The 18442-nt window shown below is 71.0% G+C and carries 16 protein-coding genes; 13 read left to right on the forward strand and 3 right to left on the reverse strand.

Annotated elements, in window-relative coordinates:
- Positions 1 to 162: 162 nt before the first annotated feature.
- From ACIWQI_RS11460 to ACIWQI_RS11500, 9 genes are all read left to right on the forward strand, one after another.
- The gene (locus ACIWQI_RS11460) at positions 163 to 1584 is read left to right on the forward strand and encodes a (Fe-S)-binding protein (RefSeq protein ID WP_396657533.1); all 1422 of its coding nucleotides are present in this window, start codon (positions 163 to 165) and stop codon (positions 1582 to 1584) included.
- A 13-nt stretch (positions 1585 to 1597) separates the two neighbouring features.
- Complete coding sequence (locus ACIWQI_RS11465) at positions 1598 to 3103, forward strand: FAD-binding oxidoreductase (RefSeq protein WP_396657534.1); 1506 nt, start codon at positions 1598 to 1600, stop codon at positions 3101 to 3103.
- Between the two features lies 1 nt (position 3104).
- Positions 3105 to 3374, forward strand: coding sequence for a hypothetical protein (locus tag ACIWQI_RS11470; protein WP_396657536.1), 270 nt, complete (start codon positions 3105 to 3107; stop codon positions 3372 to 3374).
- A 31-nt stretch (positions 3375 to 3405) separates the two neighbouring features.
- Positions 3406 to 4455 (forward strand): LLM class flavin-dependent oxidoreductase, encoded by a 1050-nt coding sequence (locus ACIWQI_RS11475; protein WP_396657538.1) that lies wholly within the window; start codon positions 3406 to 3408, stop codon positions 4453 to 4455.
- 64 nt (positions 4456 to 4519) lie between these two features.
- Positions 4520 to 5308, forward strand: a complete 789-nt coding sequence (locus ACIWQI_RS11480; RefSeq protein WP_396657540.1) for an alpha/beta fold hydrolase — start codon at positions 4520 to 4522, stop codon at positions 5306 to 5308.
- An 86-nt stretch (positions 5309 to 5394) separates the two neighbouring features.
- On the forward strand, positions 5395 to 5607 hold the full coding sequence (locus tag ACIWQI_RS11485) for a heavy-metal-associated domain-containing protein (protein WP_396657541.1): 213 nt from the start codon (positions 5395 to 5397) through the stop codon (positions 5605 to 5607).
- 3 nt (positions 5608 to 5610) lie between these two features.
- The gene (locus tag ACIWQI_RS11490) at positions 5611 to 7866 is read left to right on the forward strand and encodes a heavy metal translocating P-type ATPase (protein WP_396657542.1); all 2256 of its coding nucleotides are present in this window, start codon (positions 5611 to 5613) and stop codon (positions 7864 to 7866) included.
- The gene (locus ACIWQI_RS11495) at positions 7863 to 9956 is read left to right on the forward strand and encodes a heavy metal translocating P-type ATPase (RefSeq protein WP_396657544.1); all 2094 of its coding nucleotides are present in this window, start codon (positions 7863 to 7865) and stop codon (positions 9954 to 9956) included. Before ACIWQI_RS11490 ends, ACIWQI_RS11495 begins: the two co-directional genes overlap by 4 nt.
- Complete coding sequence (locus ACIWQI_RS11500) at positions 9953 to 10267, forward strand: metal-sensitive transcriptional regulator (protein ID WP_396657545.1); 315 nt, start codon at positions 9953 to 9955, stop codon at positions 10265 to 10267. Before ACIWQI_RS11495 ends, ACIWQI_RS11500 begins: the two co-directional genes overlap by 4 nt.
- On the opposite strand, the gene ACIWQI_RS11505 is transcribed toward ACIWQI_RS11500, so the two are convergent.
- Positions 10257 to 10892, reverse strand: a complete 636-nt coding sequence (locus ACIWQI_RS11505) for a hypothetical protein (RefSeq protein WP_396657547.1) — start codon at positions 10890 to 10892, stop codon at positions 10257 to 10259. The genes ACIWQI_RS11500 and ACIWQI_RS11505 overlap by 11 nt on opposite strands.
- A 1-nt stretch (position 10893) precedes the next feature.
- Positions 10894 to 12306: a glutamate decarboxylase gene (locus tag ACIWQI_RS11510; protein ID WP_396657548.1), complete on the reverse strand. Its 1413-nt coding sequence runs from the start codon at positions 12304 to 12306 to the stop codon at positions 10894 to 10896.
- Between the two features lie 163 nt (positions 12307 to 12469).
- On the opposite strand from ACIWQI_RS11510, the gene cls reads away from it, so the two are divergent.
- The 4 genes from cls (at position 12470) to ACIWQI_RS11530 (ending at position 17846) form a co-directional block, all read left to right on the forward strand.
- Positions 12470 to 13939, forward strand: coding sequence for a cardiolipin synthase (gene cls, locus ACIWQI_RS11515; protein WP_396657550.1), 1470 nt, complete (start codon positions 12470 to 12472; stop codon positions 13937 to 13939).
- A gap of 21 nt (positions 13940 to 13960) precedes the next feature.
- The gene (locus ACIWQI_RS11520; protein WP_396657551.1) at positions 13961 to 14863 is read left to right on the forward strand and encodes an alpha/beta fold hydrolase; all 903 of its coding nucleotides are present in this window, start codon (positions 13961 to 13963) and stop codon (positions 14861 to 14863) included.
- A gap of 36 nt (positions 14864 to 14899) precedes the next feature.
- Positions 14900 to 15562: a GAP family protein gene (locus tag ACIWQI_RS11525; RefSeq protein WP_396657552.1), complete on the forward strand. Its 663-nt coding sequence runs from the start codon at positions 14900 to 14902 to the stop codon at positions 15560 to 15562.
- Between the two features lie 145 nt (positions 15563 to 15707).
- Complete coding sequence (locus ACIWQI_RS11530) at positions 15708 to 17846, forward strand: LuxR C-terminal-related transcriptional regulator (protein ID WP_396657553.1); 2139 nt, start codon at positions 15708 to 15710, stop codon at positions 17844 to 17846.
- Positions 17847 to 17861: 15 nt separating this feature from the next.
- On the opposite strand, the gene ACIWQI_RS11535 is transcribed toward ACIWQI_RS11530, so the two are convergent.
- Positions 17862 to 18188 carry a carboxymuconolactone decarboxylase family protein gene (locus ACIWQI_RS11535; protein ID WP_396657555.1) on the reverse strand — a complete coding sequence of 109 codons (327 nt, stop codon included), beginning with the start codon at positions 18186 to 18188 and terminating at the stop codon, positions 17862 to 17864.
- Between the last annotated feature and the right edge of the window lie 254 nt (positions 18189 to 18442).

Consider the following 18442-nt stretch of genomic DNA (forward strand, 5'->3'; position numbering starts at 1 on the left):
AAGCCGCCGGGAGGCGGCATCAGGGGCCCGCGATTGCGCGCACCGGCGGCCCTGGCGGGTCCGCGCACCCTTGATCTCCCGCGGGCGGGCCGCCAATATGTGTGTCAACGTAGTCCGACGTGGGACACGCCGGGGTCGGACGCCACGCCCAGGGGGTCGCCCGTGACTGATCTCGCCGAAGGCGGCAAACCCGCCGCAGACCCGCTCCTCGAGCCGTTCACGCCCGGGATGCGGACCAACCCGCCCGAACTGGCCGAGCTGACCGCGAACGATGAGATCGTTCCGCAGGTCGTCATCCCGGTGAGCGACATCAAGACGCGTGAGTTCGTCGAGGAGTGGCGCAACGCGTCGTACAACTGCTACTCGTCGGGCCACAAGTTCTGCCGCGAGGTCTGCCCGGTCATGACCGAGACGCGCAACGAATCGTGGACGCCGACCGCGTTCCACGCCAACGTCGTGGCGATGGAGCGCGGGGAGCTGACGATCGAAGACGTCGCCGCCGACTACGTCAACTGCACCCAGTGCGGAGCCTGCGAGCTGCGCTGCCCGAACACGCTGTTCACCGGTGACTTCTACCGGTTCCGCACCCGGACGGTCGACGTCGTCAAAGCGGCGCGGGCACTCGCCGTCGACTCCGGCATCCACCAGCCCGGCTACCGCTCGTGGAACGAGCGGACGGCGCTGCGCAGCCACGAGCCCGTGCTGGGCGAGGTGCCCGTCGGGCAGGACACCGTGCGGGACTGGGCGGAGGGCCTGGATCTCCCGGTCGGCGGCGAGACGATCCTCTTCGTCGACTGCGAGGCGGCGTTCTACCGCACCTCGGTGCCGCGCGCGGTCGCGCAGGTGCTGCAGAAGGCCGGCTTCGAGTTCGGGCTCATGGGCGAGCAGTGGTGCTGCGGCGGCCCTGCCGCCGAGATGGGCTACGTCGACCAGGCGCGGGCGTTCGCCGAGCACAACCTCGCGTCGTGGCGGGCCACGGGCACCAAACGGGTCCTGGTGCTCGACCCGCACGACTACATCACCTTCACGGAGGACTATCCGAAATACTTCGGGGCCGGGTTCGACATCGAGGTGGTGCTCGTGGTCGAGCTGTTCGCCGAGATGATCCGCGACGGGCGCCTCGTGCCGCAGGTTCCCGTGGATCGCGCGATCACCTACCACGACCCCTGCCGCCTCAACAAGCGCAAGGGCATCTGGAAGGAGCCGCGCGAGATCCTGCGTGCGATTCCGGGTCTGCGCTTCGAGGACGTCGACCGCGTGACCCAATGGTCGTACTGCTCGGGAGCCGGCGGCGGCCTGGCCGTCGAGAAGCCCGAGCTCACCGCCGCGATCAGCGCCCGCCGCCTGGGGCACGCCGAGAAGCTGGATGTCGACACGCTCGTGAGCGCGTGCCCGTGGTCGGAGCGGCCTCTCACCGAGGCGGGCGACGATGTCGACATCGATGTGCTCGACATCCACGAGCTGCTGGCGACCTCGCTCGGAATCGAGGTCGGCGGCACGCGCGGCGAGACCGGCGACCGCCGCCTCGCCCGAGAACGCACGGGCGCGTCCGGCAGAGCGCGCCGCGACACCGGCGACGCGTGAGGGGAGCGCACCGATGACGATGCTGATGGAGGACGTCGACACCGTCGTCCGCGCACTGCGCACCGTGCTCGCCGACGAGCAGATCCTCACCGGGCGCGCCGACCGGTTCAACCGCGCGCGCGTCCCCGCGCCGTTCCCCGTGCACCGCTGGGCCGAGCGCGTGCCCGACCTCGTCGTGCTGCCGACCTCCACCGAGCAGGTGGCGGCCGTGGTCAGGATCGCCAACGACCTGAAGGTCCCCGTCGTGCCCCGGGACGGCGGCACCGGCCTCACCGACGGGGCCGTCCCGCTGCGCGGCGGCATCCTGGTCGACGTCAAGCGCATGAACCAGGTCCACGAGCTGGACCTTGTCAACCGCACGGTCACCGTCGGCACGGGCATCAACATGCTCAAGCTCAATGAGCACCTCGCGCCCTACGGGCTGTTCTATCCCGACGACCCGGCGTCGTACCCGTGCTCGCTCGTGGGCGGACGGATCGGCACGAGCGGCTGGTCGCTGATCGGCTCGCGCTACGGGCACACCCGCGACCTGGTGCTGAGCTTCGACCATGTCCTGCCCACCGGCGACATCATGCACGTGGGCGACGGCATCGGCCGCAAGGTCACCAAGTCGTCGAGCGGCTACCAGCTCAAGCACCTGTTCATGGGTCACCAGGGCACGCTGGGCATCGCGACCCGCGCGACGCTCAAGCTCTTCCCGAAGCCGGAGGCGGAGCTCTCCCCGTTCTGGGCGTTCGACAACTACGACGACGCGTACGCCTGCACGGGCGCGCTCGCCCGCGCCGGGGTGGCGACGTTCGCGGGAGCGGTCCTTTTCGACGAGCACAAGGTCGCCTACCTGCGCCGCGACGACGAGGCCTACATCCCGCAGCCGGGCGATGTGCGGGCGCTGGTGTGCGCGGTGATGTACGGCTGGGACGACGAGGTGCGCGCCGGCGGACGGCGGCTGTTCCGCATCGCGAAGGAGCACGGCGCCCGCTACCTCGGCGACGAGATCTCAGAGGGCGACTGGGCGGCGCGGCACGACCGCTACGCGACCCCGCTGCACGGCCGCACGAAGGACGGCCAGGTCGTGCCGATGAGCTGGCACTGCGAGGATGCCGCGATCAACTACTCCGAGCTGCCCGCGGTGACCCGCAAGTGGCATGAGATCGTCGCCGACCTCCGGCGCCGCACGGATGTCTTCGACGACTGGGGGATGTTCGCGTACACGCAGGGCAGCACCGGCGCCGACTATCTCACCGAGATCGACATCGGCATCTGGGAGCAGCAGCTCGACGACCGCGCCTGGGCCCTGTGGGTCGACGCGAAACGCGCCATCGCGCGGGTGTCGCTGGATCACGGCGGATCGATCAGCGCCTGCCACGGCTCCTGCCGCGAGGGCGAGGTCGACCTCGTGCCCGAGGAGCTCGGACGCGGCTACGACGTCATGCTCGACATCAAGCGCACGCTCGACCCGAACAACATCATGAACCCGGGCAAGTACCTGCTGGACCGGGCCTACGCGACGGAGGACTGACATGGCCTACCGGTACGACGAGCAGATGCAGCCGCCGCCGGCCCGCCGCGTCACCGACGTCGCCATCACCACGCACGAGCACATCTTCGAGGTCGATCCCCGCCTCATGGAGCGCTGGGTGCTCCAGCAGACGTTCCCGAACTGGGACTCGCTGCGGATCATGAACGCCCGCGGCGACCACCTCGCGTGGATGCACGCGCATTTCGCGCACAGCGTCGTGGCCGGCTCGGAGCTTCTGGCGGAGATCGAACAGAAGGACGCCACAACCTAGCCGATCCACCCGAAGGTCAAAGGAGACCACGATGAAATTCAGTTACGTGATGCTGCCCGACTACCCGCTGGAGCAGTCGCTGCGCTCGATCGAAGTCGCCGACGAACTCGGCTTCTACGCCGTGTACGCCGCCGACGAGACGTGGCACAAGGACCTCTGGCTGCTGTTCGCCGCCGCCGCCGATCGCACGAAGAACGTCCGGTTCGGGCCGAGCGTGTCCGGGGTCGTGCTGCGTGAGCCGACGCTCATCGCCCAGGCCGCCGCGACCCTCGACGAACTGACGAACGGCCGCGCCGAGGTCGTGATCGGCAGCGGCAACTTCGGCCTGCTCGCGCAGTACAAGATCGACTGGACCGACACCAAGCCGCTGTCCCGCGTGCTCGAGGGGGCGAAGGTGATCCGCACGTTCCTGGACGACGGCGCGATCACGATGGACGGCGAGTTCTTCCGGTACGCCGGGCTGTTCACCTTCGCCCGGCCGGTGCAGGAGCGGATGCCGGTCAAGATCGGCGCCATGCGCGGGCCGCGGTCGTTCGAGGCCAGCGCGGAGTTCTCGGACGGCTGCCACCACGCCCTCAGCTACACGCGCGAGGCGTACGAGTACATGGTCGAGCACTGCCGGATCGGCGCGGAGCGCGCGGGCAAGGACGTGCACGATCTCGACCTGGGCGCGTGGGTGGTGTTCTCGGTGGGCGAGGACTCGGCGGCCGCCAAGGAGGCGGCCCGCTCGATGGTGGGGCTGTACGCATCGGCGATGCCAGACGAGCAGCTGCGCCGCAACGGCGTCGATCCGGAGGAGCTGAAGCCGGTCATCGCGGCGCTGGGAGCGGGAGACCTCGGCGGAGCGATCGACCTGACCCCGCCAGACCTCGCCGAGCGGCTCTCGATCGCGGGCACCCCGGAGGAGTGCGTCGAGAAGATCAAGCGCGAGATCGAGCCCACCGGCGTCAACCACATGATCCTCGCGATCACCGATGCCGCCCTCGTCAAGGCCCTCATGGGACGGGAGGTCGCGGGCGTCCCCGACGTCGACGAGCAGCTGCGCCTCGTGCACGATCGCGTCATGCCCGCGTTCACCTAGCCGCCGGCGTCGACGGGCCTGCGAGACGGCCGGCGATGTCGGGGCGGCGTGCTTTGCTGACCGCATGGACACCGCCACCTCCGCAGACGGCACCCCGATCGCCTACGAGCACACCGGCGACGGACCGGTCGTCGTCATCGTCGGCGGCGCCCTGTCGACCGCTGCCGACGCGGCGCCGCTGGCCCGCGCGCTCGGCGCCTCCGGCATCCGCGCCGTCACCTACGATCGCCGCGCACGCGGCTCCAGCGGCGACGCGCGCGGGTCGACGCCGCAGCACGAGGCCGAAGACCTCGCGGCGGTCATCGCGGCGACCGGCGCGCCCGCCGGCGAGGCATCCGTCCTCGGCCACTCCTCCGGTGCTGTCCTCGCCCTGTTCGCCGCCTCGACCGGCGCGCGCGTGCGAGCCCTCTTCCTGTCCGAGCCGCCGTTCCGCTTCGGGATCGGCGAGCCGGCCGACGACCTCGCCGACCGCCTGCAGCGCCTCGTCGACGAGGGGCGGGGCGAGGACGCCGTCGCGACCTTCCAGCTCGAGGGCGTCGAGCTGCCGCGCGACCTGGTCGAGGGCATGCGCGCCGCCAGCCAGCTGACGCCCCTCGCTCCCCTCGCGCAGTCCACGGTGTACGACGTGCAGCTCACACGCCAGGTTTCGACCCCTACCGCCCAGATGCTCTCGGTCGGCGTGCCCGTGACGATCCTGCGCGGCGAGCAGACCTTCCCCCTCCTTGTGGATGCCGCCGACAGGCTGGCGCGGGAGATGGATACCGCCGAGCTCGTCGTCGTGCCCGAGTCGGTCATGCACCGGCCCGACCCGGAGGCGACCGCACGCATCGTGCGGGAGCGACTCATCCGCTGACTCCTCGGCGAGCTCGGAGCGGAATACCCCCTGCCGGTATGCGTTACTCTGGGTGGCATACCCACAGGGGGTATCACGTGAGGAGCATGATGAGCACGACCGAGTACCAGGTGACCGGCATGTCCTGCGGACACTGCGAGATGTCCGTCCGCGAAGAGGTCGGCCAGGTCGCCGGCGTCGAAGACATCCAGGTCAGCGCCAAGACGGGACGCCTGGTCGTCACCTCAGTTGCACCGCTGGACGACGCGGCCGTGCTGGCGGCGGTCGACGAGGCGGGCTACTCGGCCGTCCGCGTCTGAGCGATGAGCACGACGGCATCCACTCCCCTCCCGCTCTCCAGCGTCGAGCTCGAGATCGGCGGGATGACCTGCGCGTCGTGCGCGAACCGCATCGAGCGCAAGCTCAACAGGCTCGACGGCGTGACGGCCACGGTCAACTATGCGACCGAGAAGGCATCGGTCACCGTCCCCTCCGGGTACGACCCGGCGCGGCTGATCGCCGAGGTCGAGAGCACGGGCTACACCGCCGCGCTGCCCGCCCGCACCGCCCCCGAGCGCGATGACGACGACGACCCCGAGCTGACCTCGCTGCGCCGGCGCCTGATCATCTCGGCGATCCTGACCGCACCGGTCGTCGCGATGGCGATGATCCCGGCCCTGCAGCTCACCTCCTGGCAGTGGGCGTCGCTGACCCTCGCCGCACCGGTGGTCGTGTGGGGAGGCTGGCCGTTCCACCGGGCCGCATGGATCAACCTGCGCCACGGTGCCGCGACGATGGACACCCTCGTCTCGATGGGCACGCTCGCCGCCTTCCTCTGGTCGCTGTACGCGCTGTTCTTCGGCACCGCGGGCATGCCCGGCATGACCCACGCCTTCGAGTTCACGATCGCGCCCTCGGACGGCGCCGGGAACATCTATCTCGAGGTCGCGGCCGGGGTGACCACGTTCATCCTGCTCGGCCGCTGGTTCGAGAAGCGATCCAAGCGTCAGGCCGGCGCGGCGCTGCGGGCGCTGCTCCAGCTCGGCGCGAAAGAGGTCTCGGTGTCCCGCGGCGGCGTCGAGACGAAGATCCCGGTCGACGAGCTGCGGGTCGGCGACGAGTTCGTGGTGCGGCCCGGCGAGAAGATCGCGACCGACGGCGTCGTCGTCTCGGGGACGTCGGCAGTGGATGCCTCGATGCTCACCGGCGAGTCGGTGCCCGTCGAGGTCGCCGAAGGCGACGCGGTCGCCGGCGCCACCGTCAACGCGGGCGGCCGGCTCGTCGTGCGCGCCACGCGCGTGGGCACCGACACCCAGCTGGCCCAGATGGCGAAGCTCGTCGAGCAGGCCCAGGCCGGCAAGGCCCCGGTGCAGCGCCTCGCCGACCGCATCTCGGGCGTCTTCGTGCCCATCGCGATCGGGATCGCCGTGGTCACGCTCGCCGTATGGCTGATCCTCGGCTTCCCTGCGTCCGCGGCCTTCACCGCAGCGGTCGCCGTGCTCGTGATCGCGTGCCCCTGCGCGCTGGGCCTTGCCACCCCGACCGCACTGCTGGTGGGCACCGGGCGCGGCGCGCAGCTGGGAATCCTGATCAAGGGCCCGGAGATGCTGGAGTCCACGCGCACGGTCGACACGATCGTGCTCGACAAGACCGGCACGGTCACCACCGGGCGGATGACCCTCGTCGACGTCGTCGCCGAGCCCGGCACCGACCCCGGCGAGCTGCTGCGGCTGGCGGGAGCGGTCGAGGATGCCTCGGAGCACCCGATCGCGCAGGCCGTCGCGAAGGCCGCCGTCGCGAGCGCGGGCGACCTGCCGGCCGCCGAGGAGTTCGCGAACCTCGAGGGGTTCGGGGTGCAGGGGGTCGTCGACGGACACGCGGTCATCGTGGGGCGGGAGACGCTGCTCGCTGAATGGTCGCAACGACTCAGCGCCGATGTCGCCGCCGCCAAGGCGCAGGCCGAGCGCGACGGCAGGACCGTCGTCGCGGTCGGATGGGACGGCGCCGCCCGGGGGATCCTGATCGTCGCCGACACGGTCAAGCCGACCAGCGCCGAGGCGGTCGCCCGCCTGACGGGGCTCGGGCTGACCCCGGTGCTGCTGACCGGCGACAACGCCGCCGTCGCACGCCGCATCGCCGCCGAAGTCGGCATCGACGAGGTCATCGCCGAGGTGCTGCCGCAGGAGAAGGTCGAGGTGGTGGCGCGCCTCCAGCAGGAAGGCAGGGTCGTGGCCATGGTCGGCGACGGCGTCAACGACGCGCCGGCATTGGCCCAGGCCGACCTGGGACTGGCGATGGGCACCGGCACGGACGCTGCGATCGAGGCATCCGACCTCACTCTCGTGCGCGGCGATCTGCGCAGCGCCGTCGACGCGATCCGCCTCTCGCGCCGCACCCTCGGCACGATCAAGGGCAACCTGTTCTGGGCGTTCGCCTACAACGTGGCCGCCATCCCCATCGCCGCGCTCGGCCTGCTCAACCCCATGCTGGCCGGCGCCGCGATGGCGCTGTCGAGTGTGTTCGTCGTGGGCAACAGCCTGCGGCTGCGCGCATTCCAGAGCATTGCGGGGCGCCGATGAGCGACCACCGCGCCCACCACGAGCAGATGCTCGAGCACGACGAGCACGGGCACGGCCACGCGGAGCATGCCGCCGGGCACGCGGGCCACAGCGACCACGGCGACCACATCGGCCGGTTCCGCAGGCTGTTCTGGATCAACCTCCTCATCGCGGTGCCCGTCGTGGCGCTGTCGCCGATGTTCGCGATGATCCTCGGCTACGAGGTCACCGGATGGGCGCGGTGGATCTCGCCGGTGCTGGGCACCGTGATGTACCTGTGGGGCGGATGGCCGTTCCTCACCGGCGCGATCAGCGAGCTGCGCGCGCGCCGGCCGGGGATGATGCTGCTGATCGGCCTGGCGATCACCGTCGCCTTCCTCGCCTCGTGGGGCGCCACGCTGGGAATCCTGCACCACGAGCTGGAGTTCTGGTGGGAGCTCGCGCTGCTGATCGTGATCATGCTGCTGGGCCACTGGATCGAGATGCGCTCCCTCGCCCAGACCAGCTCCGCCCTCGACTCCCTGGCGGCGCTCCTGCCCGATGAGGCCGAGCGCATCGTCGGCGACGCCTTCGAGACCGTCTCCCCCGCCGAGCTGCGCGTCGGCGATGTCGTCATCGTGCGGCCGGGGGGCAGCATCCCCGCCGACGGCACGATCGTCGACGGCGCCGCCGACGTCGACGAGTCGATGGTCACCGGCGAATCGCGTCCGGTCGCCCGCGGTGCGGGCGATGCCGTCACCGCCGGCACCGTCGCGACCGACTCGGCTCTGCGCGTGCAGATCACGGCGGCGGGCGACGACACGACCCTCGCCGGCATCCAGCGTCTCGTGGTCGAGGCGCAGAACTCCACCTCCCGCGCGCAGCGGATCGCCGACCGTGCCGCGGCGCTCCTGTTCTGGTTCGCCCTCGTCGCCGCGGCCGCAACGGCCGCCGTATGGACGCTCATCGGCTCGCCCGACGAGGCTGTGGTCCGGTCGATCACCGTGCTGGTGATCGCCTGCCCGCACGCGCTGGGCCTGGCGATACCGCTCGTGGTCTCGATCGCGACCGAGCGCGCTGCGCGCGGCGGCGTGCTCGTGAAGGACCGCCTGGCCCTGGAGAGCATGCGCACCGTCGACACCGTGCTGTTCGACAAGACCGGCACCCTCACCAAGGGCGAGCCGGTCGTCTCGGCGATCGCGCCCGTCGCCGGCGTCGACGCCGACACGGTGCTCGCCCTCGCCGCCGCCGCCGAACGCGACAGCGAGCACCCGCTCGCCCAGGCCATCGTGCGCGCGGCAGCGGATCGGCGGCTCGACGTGCCCCCGGCATCCGGATTCGCCTCGTCGCCCGCGGTCGGCGTGACGGCCACCGTCACCGGTCACCAGATCCGCGTCGGCGGGCCGCGCCTGCTCGACCAGCTCGGGGCAGGCGAGGTCGCCGAGGCCGATGCCTGGCGGCGCGAGGGAGCGATCATCCTGCACGTCGCCCGCGACGGCGTCGTCATCGGCGGGCTGAAGCTCGCCGACGAGATCCGCCCTGAGTCCCGCGCTGCCGTCGACGCCCTGCATCGCCTCGGCATCCAGGTCGTGATGATCACCGGAGACGCCGAGGCGGTCGCCCGCGCGGTGGCCGCCGAGCTCGGCATCGACCGCGTCTTCGCCGGCGTGCACCCCGAGGACAAGGCCGGCACCGTCGTCGAGCTGCAGCACGAGGGCCGGAAGGTCGCGATGGTCGGCGACGGCGTCAACGACGCTCCCGCGCTCGCCCAGGCCGATGTCGGCATCGCGATCGGCGCGGGCACCGACGTCGCGATCGCGTCCGCAGGCGTGGTGCTGGCCGGCTCCGACCCGCGCAGCGTGCTCTCGGTCATCGAGCTGTCGCGGCAGGCCTACCGCAAGATGCAGCAGAACCTGTGGTGGGCCGCCGGCTACAACCTCCTCTCGGTGCCCCTGGCCGCAGGCGTGCTCGCACCGATCGGATTCGTGCTGCCGATGTCGGTGGGCGCGATCCTCATGTCGCTGTCCACGGTCGTCGTCGCGCTCAACGCGCAGCTGCTGCGGCGCATCGACCTCACCCCAGACGCCAGCACCCGAGCGGTGCTGCACGAACACCCGAAGGATCGGTCATGACAAGCATCCAGACCCATACCGACCATGCCACCCACGGCTACATCTCCGACAAGGACGCGTACCTCAACCGCCTCAAGCGGATCGAGGGACAGGCGCGCGGCATCTCGCGCATGGTCGACGAGGAGAAGTACTGCATCGACATCCTCACCCAGATCAGTGCGCTCAAGAGCGCGCTGGAGGCGGTGGCGATCGGGCTGCTCGACGACCACCTCACGCACTGCGTCGTCGACGCGGCGCGCGCCGGCGACGACGAGGCCGCGGTCAAGATCAAGGAGGCGACCGACGCGATCGCGCGGCTGGTCAGGTCGTGACCGCCGCCTCCGCGCGGGCAGACTGCACCGGCAGGAGCACTGCGCCGATGAAGAAGCAGACCGCGCCGACGAACGTTCCCAGGTTCACCAGTCCGATGTTCGCCGGCTCACCCGTCGTGGGCAGGTAGCGGGCGCCGATCGCCGCCAGCCCGAAGGCGATCGAGCCGATGAGGTTGAGCGCGGCGATGCGCGTGCCCATCCGGTCCCGCGGTCGCCCCGGCACGCGCCGGAGCACCGCGCCGAAGGCGATCACGCTCGCCACGAGGAAGCACACCGAGCCCCACAGGTCCGGCGCCCAGATGAGGTGGCGCTCCTGATCGGACGCGAGATCCTGCCGCGTGGCGGCGAAGGTGCTGACGTTGAAGAACACGGTGCCCACCAGCTGCACGGCGCCGGCCCGCCAGTCGGGGCCGTGCGTGCGTCGCCCCGCCGCCGCGACGACGGCTTCGCGGAACTGCACCAGGGCAGCGGTGGTGAAGAAGATCGAGCCGACGAAGAACACCCAGGCGACGACCGTCGCCGGCACCGTCGTGAAGAACGGCGGGAGCGAGCCGAGCGCGAAGCAGAAGGAGCCGACGGCGAACAGGCATCCCATCCACCAGCTCGCCGGCGTAGCCCCGCGCACGTCACTCCCGGCGCTGGCCGGTGCGGGCCTTCTGGTGTGCCGCGATCAGGGCCGGCGCCGTCCACAGATCGGGCGCCACGCCGGTGCGCTCACCCGGCTTCTCCGCGGCCAGGTGCGTGCACGCGTCGTCCAGGTCGCGCAGGAGGACGTCGATCATCTGGCGACTGAGGTCCCGGCGCACCACGATCCGCATGAGGTGCACGTCCTCCGCGTCGGGCGGGAGGCTGTACGCGGGCACGATCCAGCCGTGCTCGCGCAGCCGCCCGGAGAGGTGGTAGACGTCGAAGCCCGGGTCGCCGGTCAGCCGGAAGGTGACGACCGGCTCGGCAAGTCCGGGGTTGAGGATCTCGAACCACTTGCTCTCGGACAGCCTCTCGTTGAGGTGCTGCGCGTTGGCGAGCATGTTCGACACGATCGCGGCGTACCCCGCGCGCCCGAGGCGCAGGAAGTTGTACAGCTGCGCCTCGATCATCGCCGAGCCGCGCGAGAAGTTGAACGTGTAGGTGGGCTGCGCGCCGCCCAGATAGTTCACGCTGAACACCAGCTCCTCCGGCAGCTGCGAGCGATCGCGGAACACCAGCCAGCCGACGCCGGGGTAGACGAGGCCGTACTTGTGCCCGGAGGCGTTGATCGATGCGACCTGTTCCAGCCGGAAGTCGAACAGGAAGTCGGGATGGGCGAACGGGGCGATGAACGCGCAGCTGGCCCCGTCGACGTGGATCGGGATGTCCCACCCCTTGTCGGCCTTGATCTGCAGCAGGAGGTCGTTGATCTCCTCGATCGGGTCGGACTCCCCGATGTGCGTCGTCCCCAGCACCAGGCCCACCGCGATCGTGTTCTCGTCGACCTGAGCCTCGACGTCGTCGGCACTCACCACGAACCGGTCCGGCTTCATGGGGATCTTGCGCATCTCGACGTCGAAGTAGTCGGCGAACTTGTCCCAGACGACATGGGTCTCCGCGCCGAACACGACGTTGGGGCGGTCCGCCGGCAGCCCGGCTGCGGTCCTGCGGGCGCGCCAGCGGCGCTTGTGGGCGAGCAGGCCCAGCATGATCGCCTCGGACGAGCCGATCGTGGCGACGCCGACGACCTCGGCGGGGTCGGGGGCATGGAACAGGTCGCCGAGCATGTGCACGCACGCCTCCTCCATGAGCGATGCGGCCGGGTACTCCTCGTGATCGATGTGGTTCTTGCGCAGCGAGTCGTGGATCAGCTTCTCGGCCTGCGGCTCCATCCACGTCGTCACGAACGATGCGAGATTGAGGGTCTCGCGGCCGTCGAGCATGAGGCCGGTGTGGATCAGCTCGTACACCTCGTCCGGCGGGAGCGAATCCTCCGGGAAGGTGAACGGGTCGATGTGCGTGCGGAAGGCGGGCCGCCCGTGGATCGGCATGGCGGCGTCGGTGTCGGTCATCGGTCCTCGCTTCCGGCGCCGAGGTGCCCGGCGCCTGGGCATCTGCGGCGTTCGGCGTATTGACCACGGGGCCCGGCCGCGTCACGTGAATCGCGTGAACAGCCGCCCGACATCACGCGGATCGCACGATGCAGGCCCGACGGCCCGTCGCTACCGTTCCCTCATGGATCCCACCACCGTCGGCGACGTCGTGCGGATCGTCGTGATCGCAGCGATCGTCGTCGTCGATGTCATCGCGCTCATCGTCATCCCGCGCGGACGCAAGCCCACCGCGGCGATGGCATGGCTGCTGCTCATCTTCGCCGTGCCGGTGGTCGGGATCCTGCTGTACCTGCTGATCGGGAACGCGCGCCTCCCCCGGCACCGGCGCGACGAGCAGGCGCGCATCGACGAGGTGATCCGCGCCCGTGCCCACCAGTCGACGGCCCGTGCCGACACCGCCGCGTGGCCGCGCTGGCTGCAGCGCGTGGTCACCCAGAACGAGCGTCTCACCAGCCTGCCGCCCACGGGCGGCAACCTCGTCACGCTGAACGAGGACTACCCGGCGTCGATCGCCGCGATGGCCGCCGCGATCGATCGCGCCCAGCGGTTCGTGCACGTGGAGTTCTTCATCGTCGCGTGGGACGAGACCACACGCGTGTTCTTCACCGCGATGGCCGACGCCGTCGCGCGGGGCGTGACCGTCCGGCTGCTCGCAGACCAGTTCTCGTCGCGCCGCATCGCCGACTCCACCCGCACCTTCGCCGAGCTCGACCGCATCGGGGTCCAGTGGGCGTGGATGCTTCCGGTCGAGCCGTTCAAGGGCCGCTACCAGCGGCCCGACCTGCGCAACCACCGCAAGATCGTCGTCGTCGACGGCGTCACGGCGTTCACGGGGTCGCAGAACCTCATCGACCGCAGCTACGACTCCGCCAAGAACATCGCCCGCGGCCTGCAGTGGCAGGAGCTGGTCGCCCGGGTGGACGGCCCGGCCGCCGCCGAGCTGAACGCCGTGTTCCTCACCGACTGGCTCATCGAGACCGGCGAACGAGTGGATGCCGAGCTCGTCCCCGCCGACGCGATCCCGGTCGCGACCGAAGACGCTGTCGTGTGCCAGGTGGTGCCCAGCGGCCCCGGCTACCCCACCGAGAACAACCTGCGGCTGTTCCTGGCGCTCATCCACGGGGCGACGGAGCGGGTGATCCTCACCAGTCCCTATTTCGTGCCGGACGAAGCCATGGTGTACGCGATCACCAGCGCCTGCTACCGCGGCGTGGACGTGCAGCTGTTCGTCTCCGAGATCGGCGACCAGGCGCTGGTCTACCACGCCCAGCGCTCGTACTACGACGCGCTGCTGGAAGCCGGCGTGCGGATCTTCCTCTACCCGGCGCCGTACATCCTGCACGCGAAGCACTTCTCGATCGACGACGACCTGGCCGTCATCGGCTCGAGCAACATGGACATCCGCTCCTTCAGCCTCAACATGGAGGTCTCGATGCTCGTGCGCGGCGAGCGCTTCGTGGATGCGATGCGCGCTGTCGAGCAGCGGTACCGCGACGCCGGGCGCGAACTCACTCTCGCCGAGTGGCGGCGCGAGCCCGCCCGGGCCACCTTCCTCGACGGGCTCGCGCGACTGACCTCGGCCCTGAACTGAGACGCGACACCGGGAGGCGACATGCGACGACAGGGAACGGACCCCCAGCGTCACATCGCGCGGCGCACCCCGCGCCGGCCCGCATCGGCCCTGGCCGAGCGCTGGACGATGGTCGAGGGCATCCCCGTCTTCTACCGTGAGTCGCCCGACCCGCCGCAGGATGCACCCGTCATGGTGCATCTGCACGGGTTCGGGCTCTCGGGGCGCTACCTGCTGCCCACGGCCGAGCTCCTGCGCGACGACTTCCACACCTTCGTGCCTGATCTGCCCGGCTTCGGCCGCAGCGGACGCGCGAGCGAGCGGCTCGACATCCCCGACCTCGCGGAGGCGGCCGTGCGGTTCCTCGACGACCGGGGAATCGAACGGGCCACGCTCGTCGGCAATTCGATGGGGTGCCCCGTGATCGTCGAGTTCGCCTTCCGCTTCCCCGATCGCATCGACCGGGCGGTGCTCGTCTCGCCGGCCGGCGGTGTGCACAACCAGCCCCTGCGGAGGGCGATCGGCCAGCTCGCCCGCGACGGCGGGCGTGAGCCCCGCCGGCTCGTGGGGGTCGCCGCTCCCGATTACCTGCGGTTCGGGGTGCCCAGCACGTTCCGACTGTTCCGGGCGCTCACGCAGTTCCCCTCGCTCGACCGCCTCCTCGCCCTGCGGATCCCGACCCTGGCCGTCATCGGGACGCGCGACCCGCTCATGCCCCACGCCGTCCGCGTGCGCGAGATCGCCGCCCGCGAGGAGAACCACATCCTCCTCGTCGTCCTCGAAGGCGCCGCGCACGCGATCAACTTCAGCCATCCCCGCGAGCTCGCCCACCTGATCCGGCTCTTCATGGCCGATCGGCCCATCGCCGACCCGCGGGACGCGCGTGGCCACGCGAGCGTGTTCGAGCTGCATCGCGGCATCCATCACCCGAAGGCATCCGAATGAGCCCCGCGCCCACGCCCGGATCGAGGTCGGACTGACATGCTGCAGGCGGTCGGTCAGCTTCTTCCCATCGCGGCGGCGGGCGCGGTCAGCTCGGTGCCCATCACCGCGATGATCATGATCCTGCTCTCGCCCAAGCGGACCGTGTCGGCGGTGCCGTTCCTGGTCGGCTGGGTGCTGGGGCTGGCCACGGTCGTCTCGCTCTGCGCGCTCGGCGCTCAGGCCGTCCCCGTCTCGCGGTTCGGCCGGCACGACACCGCGCTCGGGGTCGCCGAGATCATCGTCGGCGCCGCGCTCGTGGCCGCCGCGCTCCTGGTCCGACGGCGCATGCCGGCACAGTCCAGTGGGCTGCCGCGCTGGCTGGGTGGCATCGGCTCGCTCGGCCGCTGGTCGTCGTTCGGCGTCGCCCTCGCGCTCAACCTGCGCCCCAAGGCCATCCTCCTCGCGGTCGCGGCGGGCCTGGTGCTGCGCGCAGCCGCGCTTCCGCTCGGTCAGTCCGCGGTCGTCATCGCGGTGTACACCGTCATCGCGGCATCGACGGTCGTCGTTCCGATCACGATGACCCTCATCAGCCCCGGGCGCATGGAGCCTCGGCTGATCCGGGCGCGGGAGTGGCTCGGGCTGCACGGCCGCGCCGTCAGCGCGGCCGTCCTCGTGATCGTGGGCATCGTCGCGATCGGCAACGGCCTCACGCGGCTGTGAAGCCCGCATATTGAGAGGCGGTTGAGGGCGCCCATAGTATTCAGAGATGCTCGACGCGACTCGAGATGCCGCTGGGGGACCTCGAGACCTGAGCGGGATCCTTCTCGACGCGAAGGTGGCGATCAGACCGCCACGGACCGGTGGCGTGAGCCGTCGCGCGCTGATCGACGGGGCCCGCTCCAGCGGATCCCGCGTCGTGGGCGTGACAGCCCCGGCCGGATACGGGAAGTCGACGCTGCTGGCCGAGTGGGCGGCGACCGACGACCGCGCGATCGGATGGGCATCCCTCGACCGCTTCGACGACAGCCCCGCCGCGCTGCTGACCCTGCTCGCCACCGCGAGCGCCGGGCTCTCGCCATACGCCGCCGACGTCATCTTCGAGATGAGAGGCCTCGGCACCTCGCTGCTGGGCCGGTCGGCGCCGCTGCTCGCGGCCGCGCTCGCGCGCGCCCCCGACCCGTTCCTCCTGCTCGTCGACGACATCCACGCCGCGGCCTCGCTGCAGTGCCAGGATGCGCTGGAGATCGTGCTCGGCGGCGTGCCGGCCGGCTCCCAGGTGGTGCTGGCGGGGCGGCACGAGCAGCCGTGGTTCGCGCGGCTGCGCATCGACCTGCCGCTGCAGGAGATCGGCGCCGACGACCTGCGCCTGGACGCCACCGCGGCGCGCACCATCTTCGCCGAGAACGATGTCGACGTCTCGGAGGACGACGTCGCCGTCGCCGTCGCCCGCAGCGAAGGGTGGCCCACCGGCCTGCAGCTGTGCGCCCTGGCCCTGAAGTCGGGAACACCCGTGCTGGGCCTGTCCGGCGACGAGCGGTTCGTCGCCGACTACCTGTATCACGAGTGCATGGCGGGCCTTCCGGCGCAGATGCAGCGGTTCCTCCGGCGCACCGCTGTGCTCGACCAGCTGTCCGCCGAGCTGTGCGACGCCGTGCTCGGCACCCAGGACGCCGGGGAGATGCTGAGGCGCATCGAGGCGCGCGGCCTGTTCCTCGTCCCGCTCGACCGGCATGGACACTGGTACCGGTACCACGGGCTGTTCCGCGAGTTCCTCGTGGCCGAGCTGCACCGTCACGACCGTGCGATGCTGCCCGAGCTGCACGCCCGGGCGGCGGAGTGGCTCGAAGGCGAGGGCCTGCTCGACCTCACCGTCGAGCACCTGCTCGCCGCCGGCGACGTCGCCCGCGCGGGAGAGCTCGTGACCGAGCTGGCGCTGCCCACCTACCAGCGGGGAGATGTCGCAGTCGTCGAGCGCTGGCTGCACGGCGTCGGCGATGTGGTCATCACCTCGTCGCCCGCGCTCGCTGTGATCGCCGCCTGGGCCGCGATCCTGCAGGGCAAGTCCCCGGACGCCGAGTGCTGGGCGGCCGTGCTCGAGGCCTTCGACGTGACCGACGCCCCCGAGGATGACCGGGTCGCGTTCGAATCGGCCAGGGCGATGGTGCGTGCGGCCATGTGCCCGCACGGCTGGCGGCAGGTGCTCGCGGATGCGCAGTACGCCGTCGCGCATGAACCGGCGTGGAGCCCGTGGCGCGACCAGGCGCTGCACCTGCTCGGCTCCGGCCTGCTGCTGGCGGGCGATCGGCAGGCCGCGCAGGACGCCTTCCTGGATTCGTCGGCGAGCGCCGCGCTGGTCGGAAACCACGACTCGGTGCTGCTGAGCGAGGCGGAGCTGGCGCTGCTGGCGATGGAGGAGGATGCGGCGGCCGAAGCGGAGGCGCACGCGCACACCGCGGTACGCGCGATCGACGAGAACCACCTGGAGGGCTATCCCACCACCGGTCTCGCGCTCGCCGTGGCGGCACGGCTCGCCCTCCGCAGAGGCGACGGCGCCGCCGCGGAGCGGTTCGTCACCCGGGCGATGCGCGCCCGGGTCCACTGCACGCACGTGCTCCCCTACCTCGCCCTGCGCACGCGGCTGCAGATCGCCCTCGTCTATGCGGCGCAGGGCGACCGCGCCGCCGCGAGGCATCTGCTGCACGAGATCGACGACCTGCTCGGCCGCACTCCCGACATGGGGGTGCTCGCCGACGAGATCGAGCGCTTCCGCGACCTTCTCGCCGGCTCGGCGACCAGCACCGCGAGCGTGCCTCTCACCCCGGCCGAGATGCGACTGCTCCCCTACCTGCAGACGCACCTGACGATCGCGGAGATCGGCCGCCGCCTGTTCGTCTCGCGCAACACCGTCAGCTCGGAGGTGGGGTCGATCTACCGCAAGCTGGGGGCGACCACGCGCGGCGCCGCCGTGGAGCGCGCCGTGGAGCTCGGGCTGCTGGGCGGCTGACGGCGCGGAGCCGGCTCACGCCCCGTCGGCCAGCAGATCGAGGTCGATCCCCAGCGCGACGGCGAACCTCGGCGCCGCCTTCACCACGCGCGGACGGCCCACATGCGGCATCACGACATCCAGCACGTCGATGATCTCCGCGGTCCCCGCCCCCGCACTCACCGCCGCGTCGACGTCCTTGCGTATCGAGGCCGCCGACGCAGAGACCGCGACCAGGGCGGCCAGCCGCAGCAGTGCCCTCTCCTTGTCATCGAGGACGGAGGGCGAATCCGCATTCTCGGGCGCCCCGGGGCGCGGTTCCGCGTCGATGCTGAGCCGACGCAGATGGTCGAGATAGTCCACCACCCCAGTGAAGCCCCTCCCGCATCGATCCGGTTCACGTGATCTGCGTGATGCGTGCCGGAAACGCCGGCCCTAGCCTCTCGACGTGGGGCGCCGTCGGGGCGCACCCGGGCCGGGCGGGAGCCCGGCAGCACGAGAAAGAGGACCGGATATGGGATTCGTCGACTTCCTGCTGTGGGCGCTGTGGCTGTGGCTCGTGGTGGTCTGCATCTGGATCTTCATCTGGATCCTCATCGACATCTTCCGCGACCACA

Source organism: Microbacterium sp. (assembly GCF_044508325.1).
Lineage (GTDB): Bacteria > Actinomycetota > Actinomycetes > Actinomycetales > Microbacteriaceae > Microbacterium.

Bases quoted from the DNA above. Each gene is read 5' to 3' on its own strand.
- ACIWQI_RS11525 (WP_396657552.1), top strand. From the start codon at position 14,900: ATGCTGCAGGCGGTCGGTCAGCTTCTTCCCATCGCGGCGGCGGGCGCG.
- ACIWQI_RS11475 (WP_396657538.1), top strand. From the start codon at position 3,406: ATGAAATTCAGTTACGTGATGCTGCCCGACTACCCGCTGGAGCAGTCG.
- cls (WP_396657550.1), top strand. From the start codon at position 12,470: ATGGATCCCACCACCGTCGGCGACGTCGTGCGGATCGTCGTGATCGCA.
- ACIWQI_RS11480 (WP_396657540.1), top strand. From the start codon at position 4,520: ATGGACACCGCCACCTCCGCAGACGGCACCCCGATCGCCTACGAGCAC.
- ACIWQI_RS11500 (WP_396657545.1), top strand. From the start codon at position 9,953: ATGACAAGCATCCAGACCCATACCGACCATGCCACCCACGGCTACATC.
- ACIWQI_RS11490 (WP_396657542.1), top strand. From the start codon at position 5,611: ATGAGCACGACGGCATCCACTCCCCTCCCGCTCTCCAGCGTCGAGCTC.
- ACIWQI_RS11465 (WP_396657534.1), top strand. From the start codon at position 1,598: ATGACGATGCTGATGGAGGACGTCGACACCGTCGTCCGCGCACTGCGC.
- ACIWQI_RS11510 (WP_396657548.1), bottom strand. From the start codon at position 12,306: ATGACCGACACCGACGCCGCCATGCCGATCCACGGGCGGCCCGCCTTC.
- ACIWQI_RS11485 (WP_396657541.1), top strand. From the start codon at position 5,395: ATGATGAGCACGACCGAGTACCAGGTGACCGGCATGTCCTGCGGACAC.
- ACIWQI_RS11470 (WP_396657536.1), top strand. From the start codon at position 3,105: ATGGCCTACCGGTACGACGAGCAGATGCAGCCGCCGCCGGCCCGCCGC.
- ACIWQI_RS11520 (WP_396657551.1), top strand. From the start codon at position 13,961: ATGCGACGACAGGGAACGGACCCCCAGCGTCACATCGCGCGGCGCACC.
- ACIWQI_RS11495 (WP_396657544.1), top strand. From the start codon at position 7,863: ATGAGCGACCACCGCGCCCACCACGAGCAGATGCTCGAGCACGACGAG.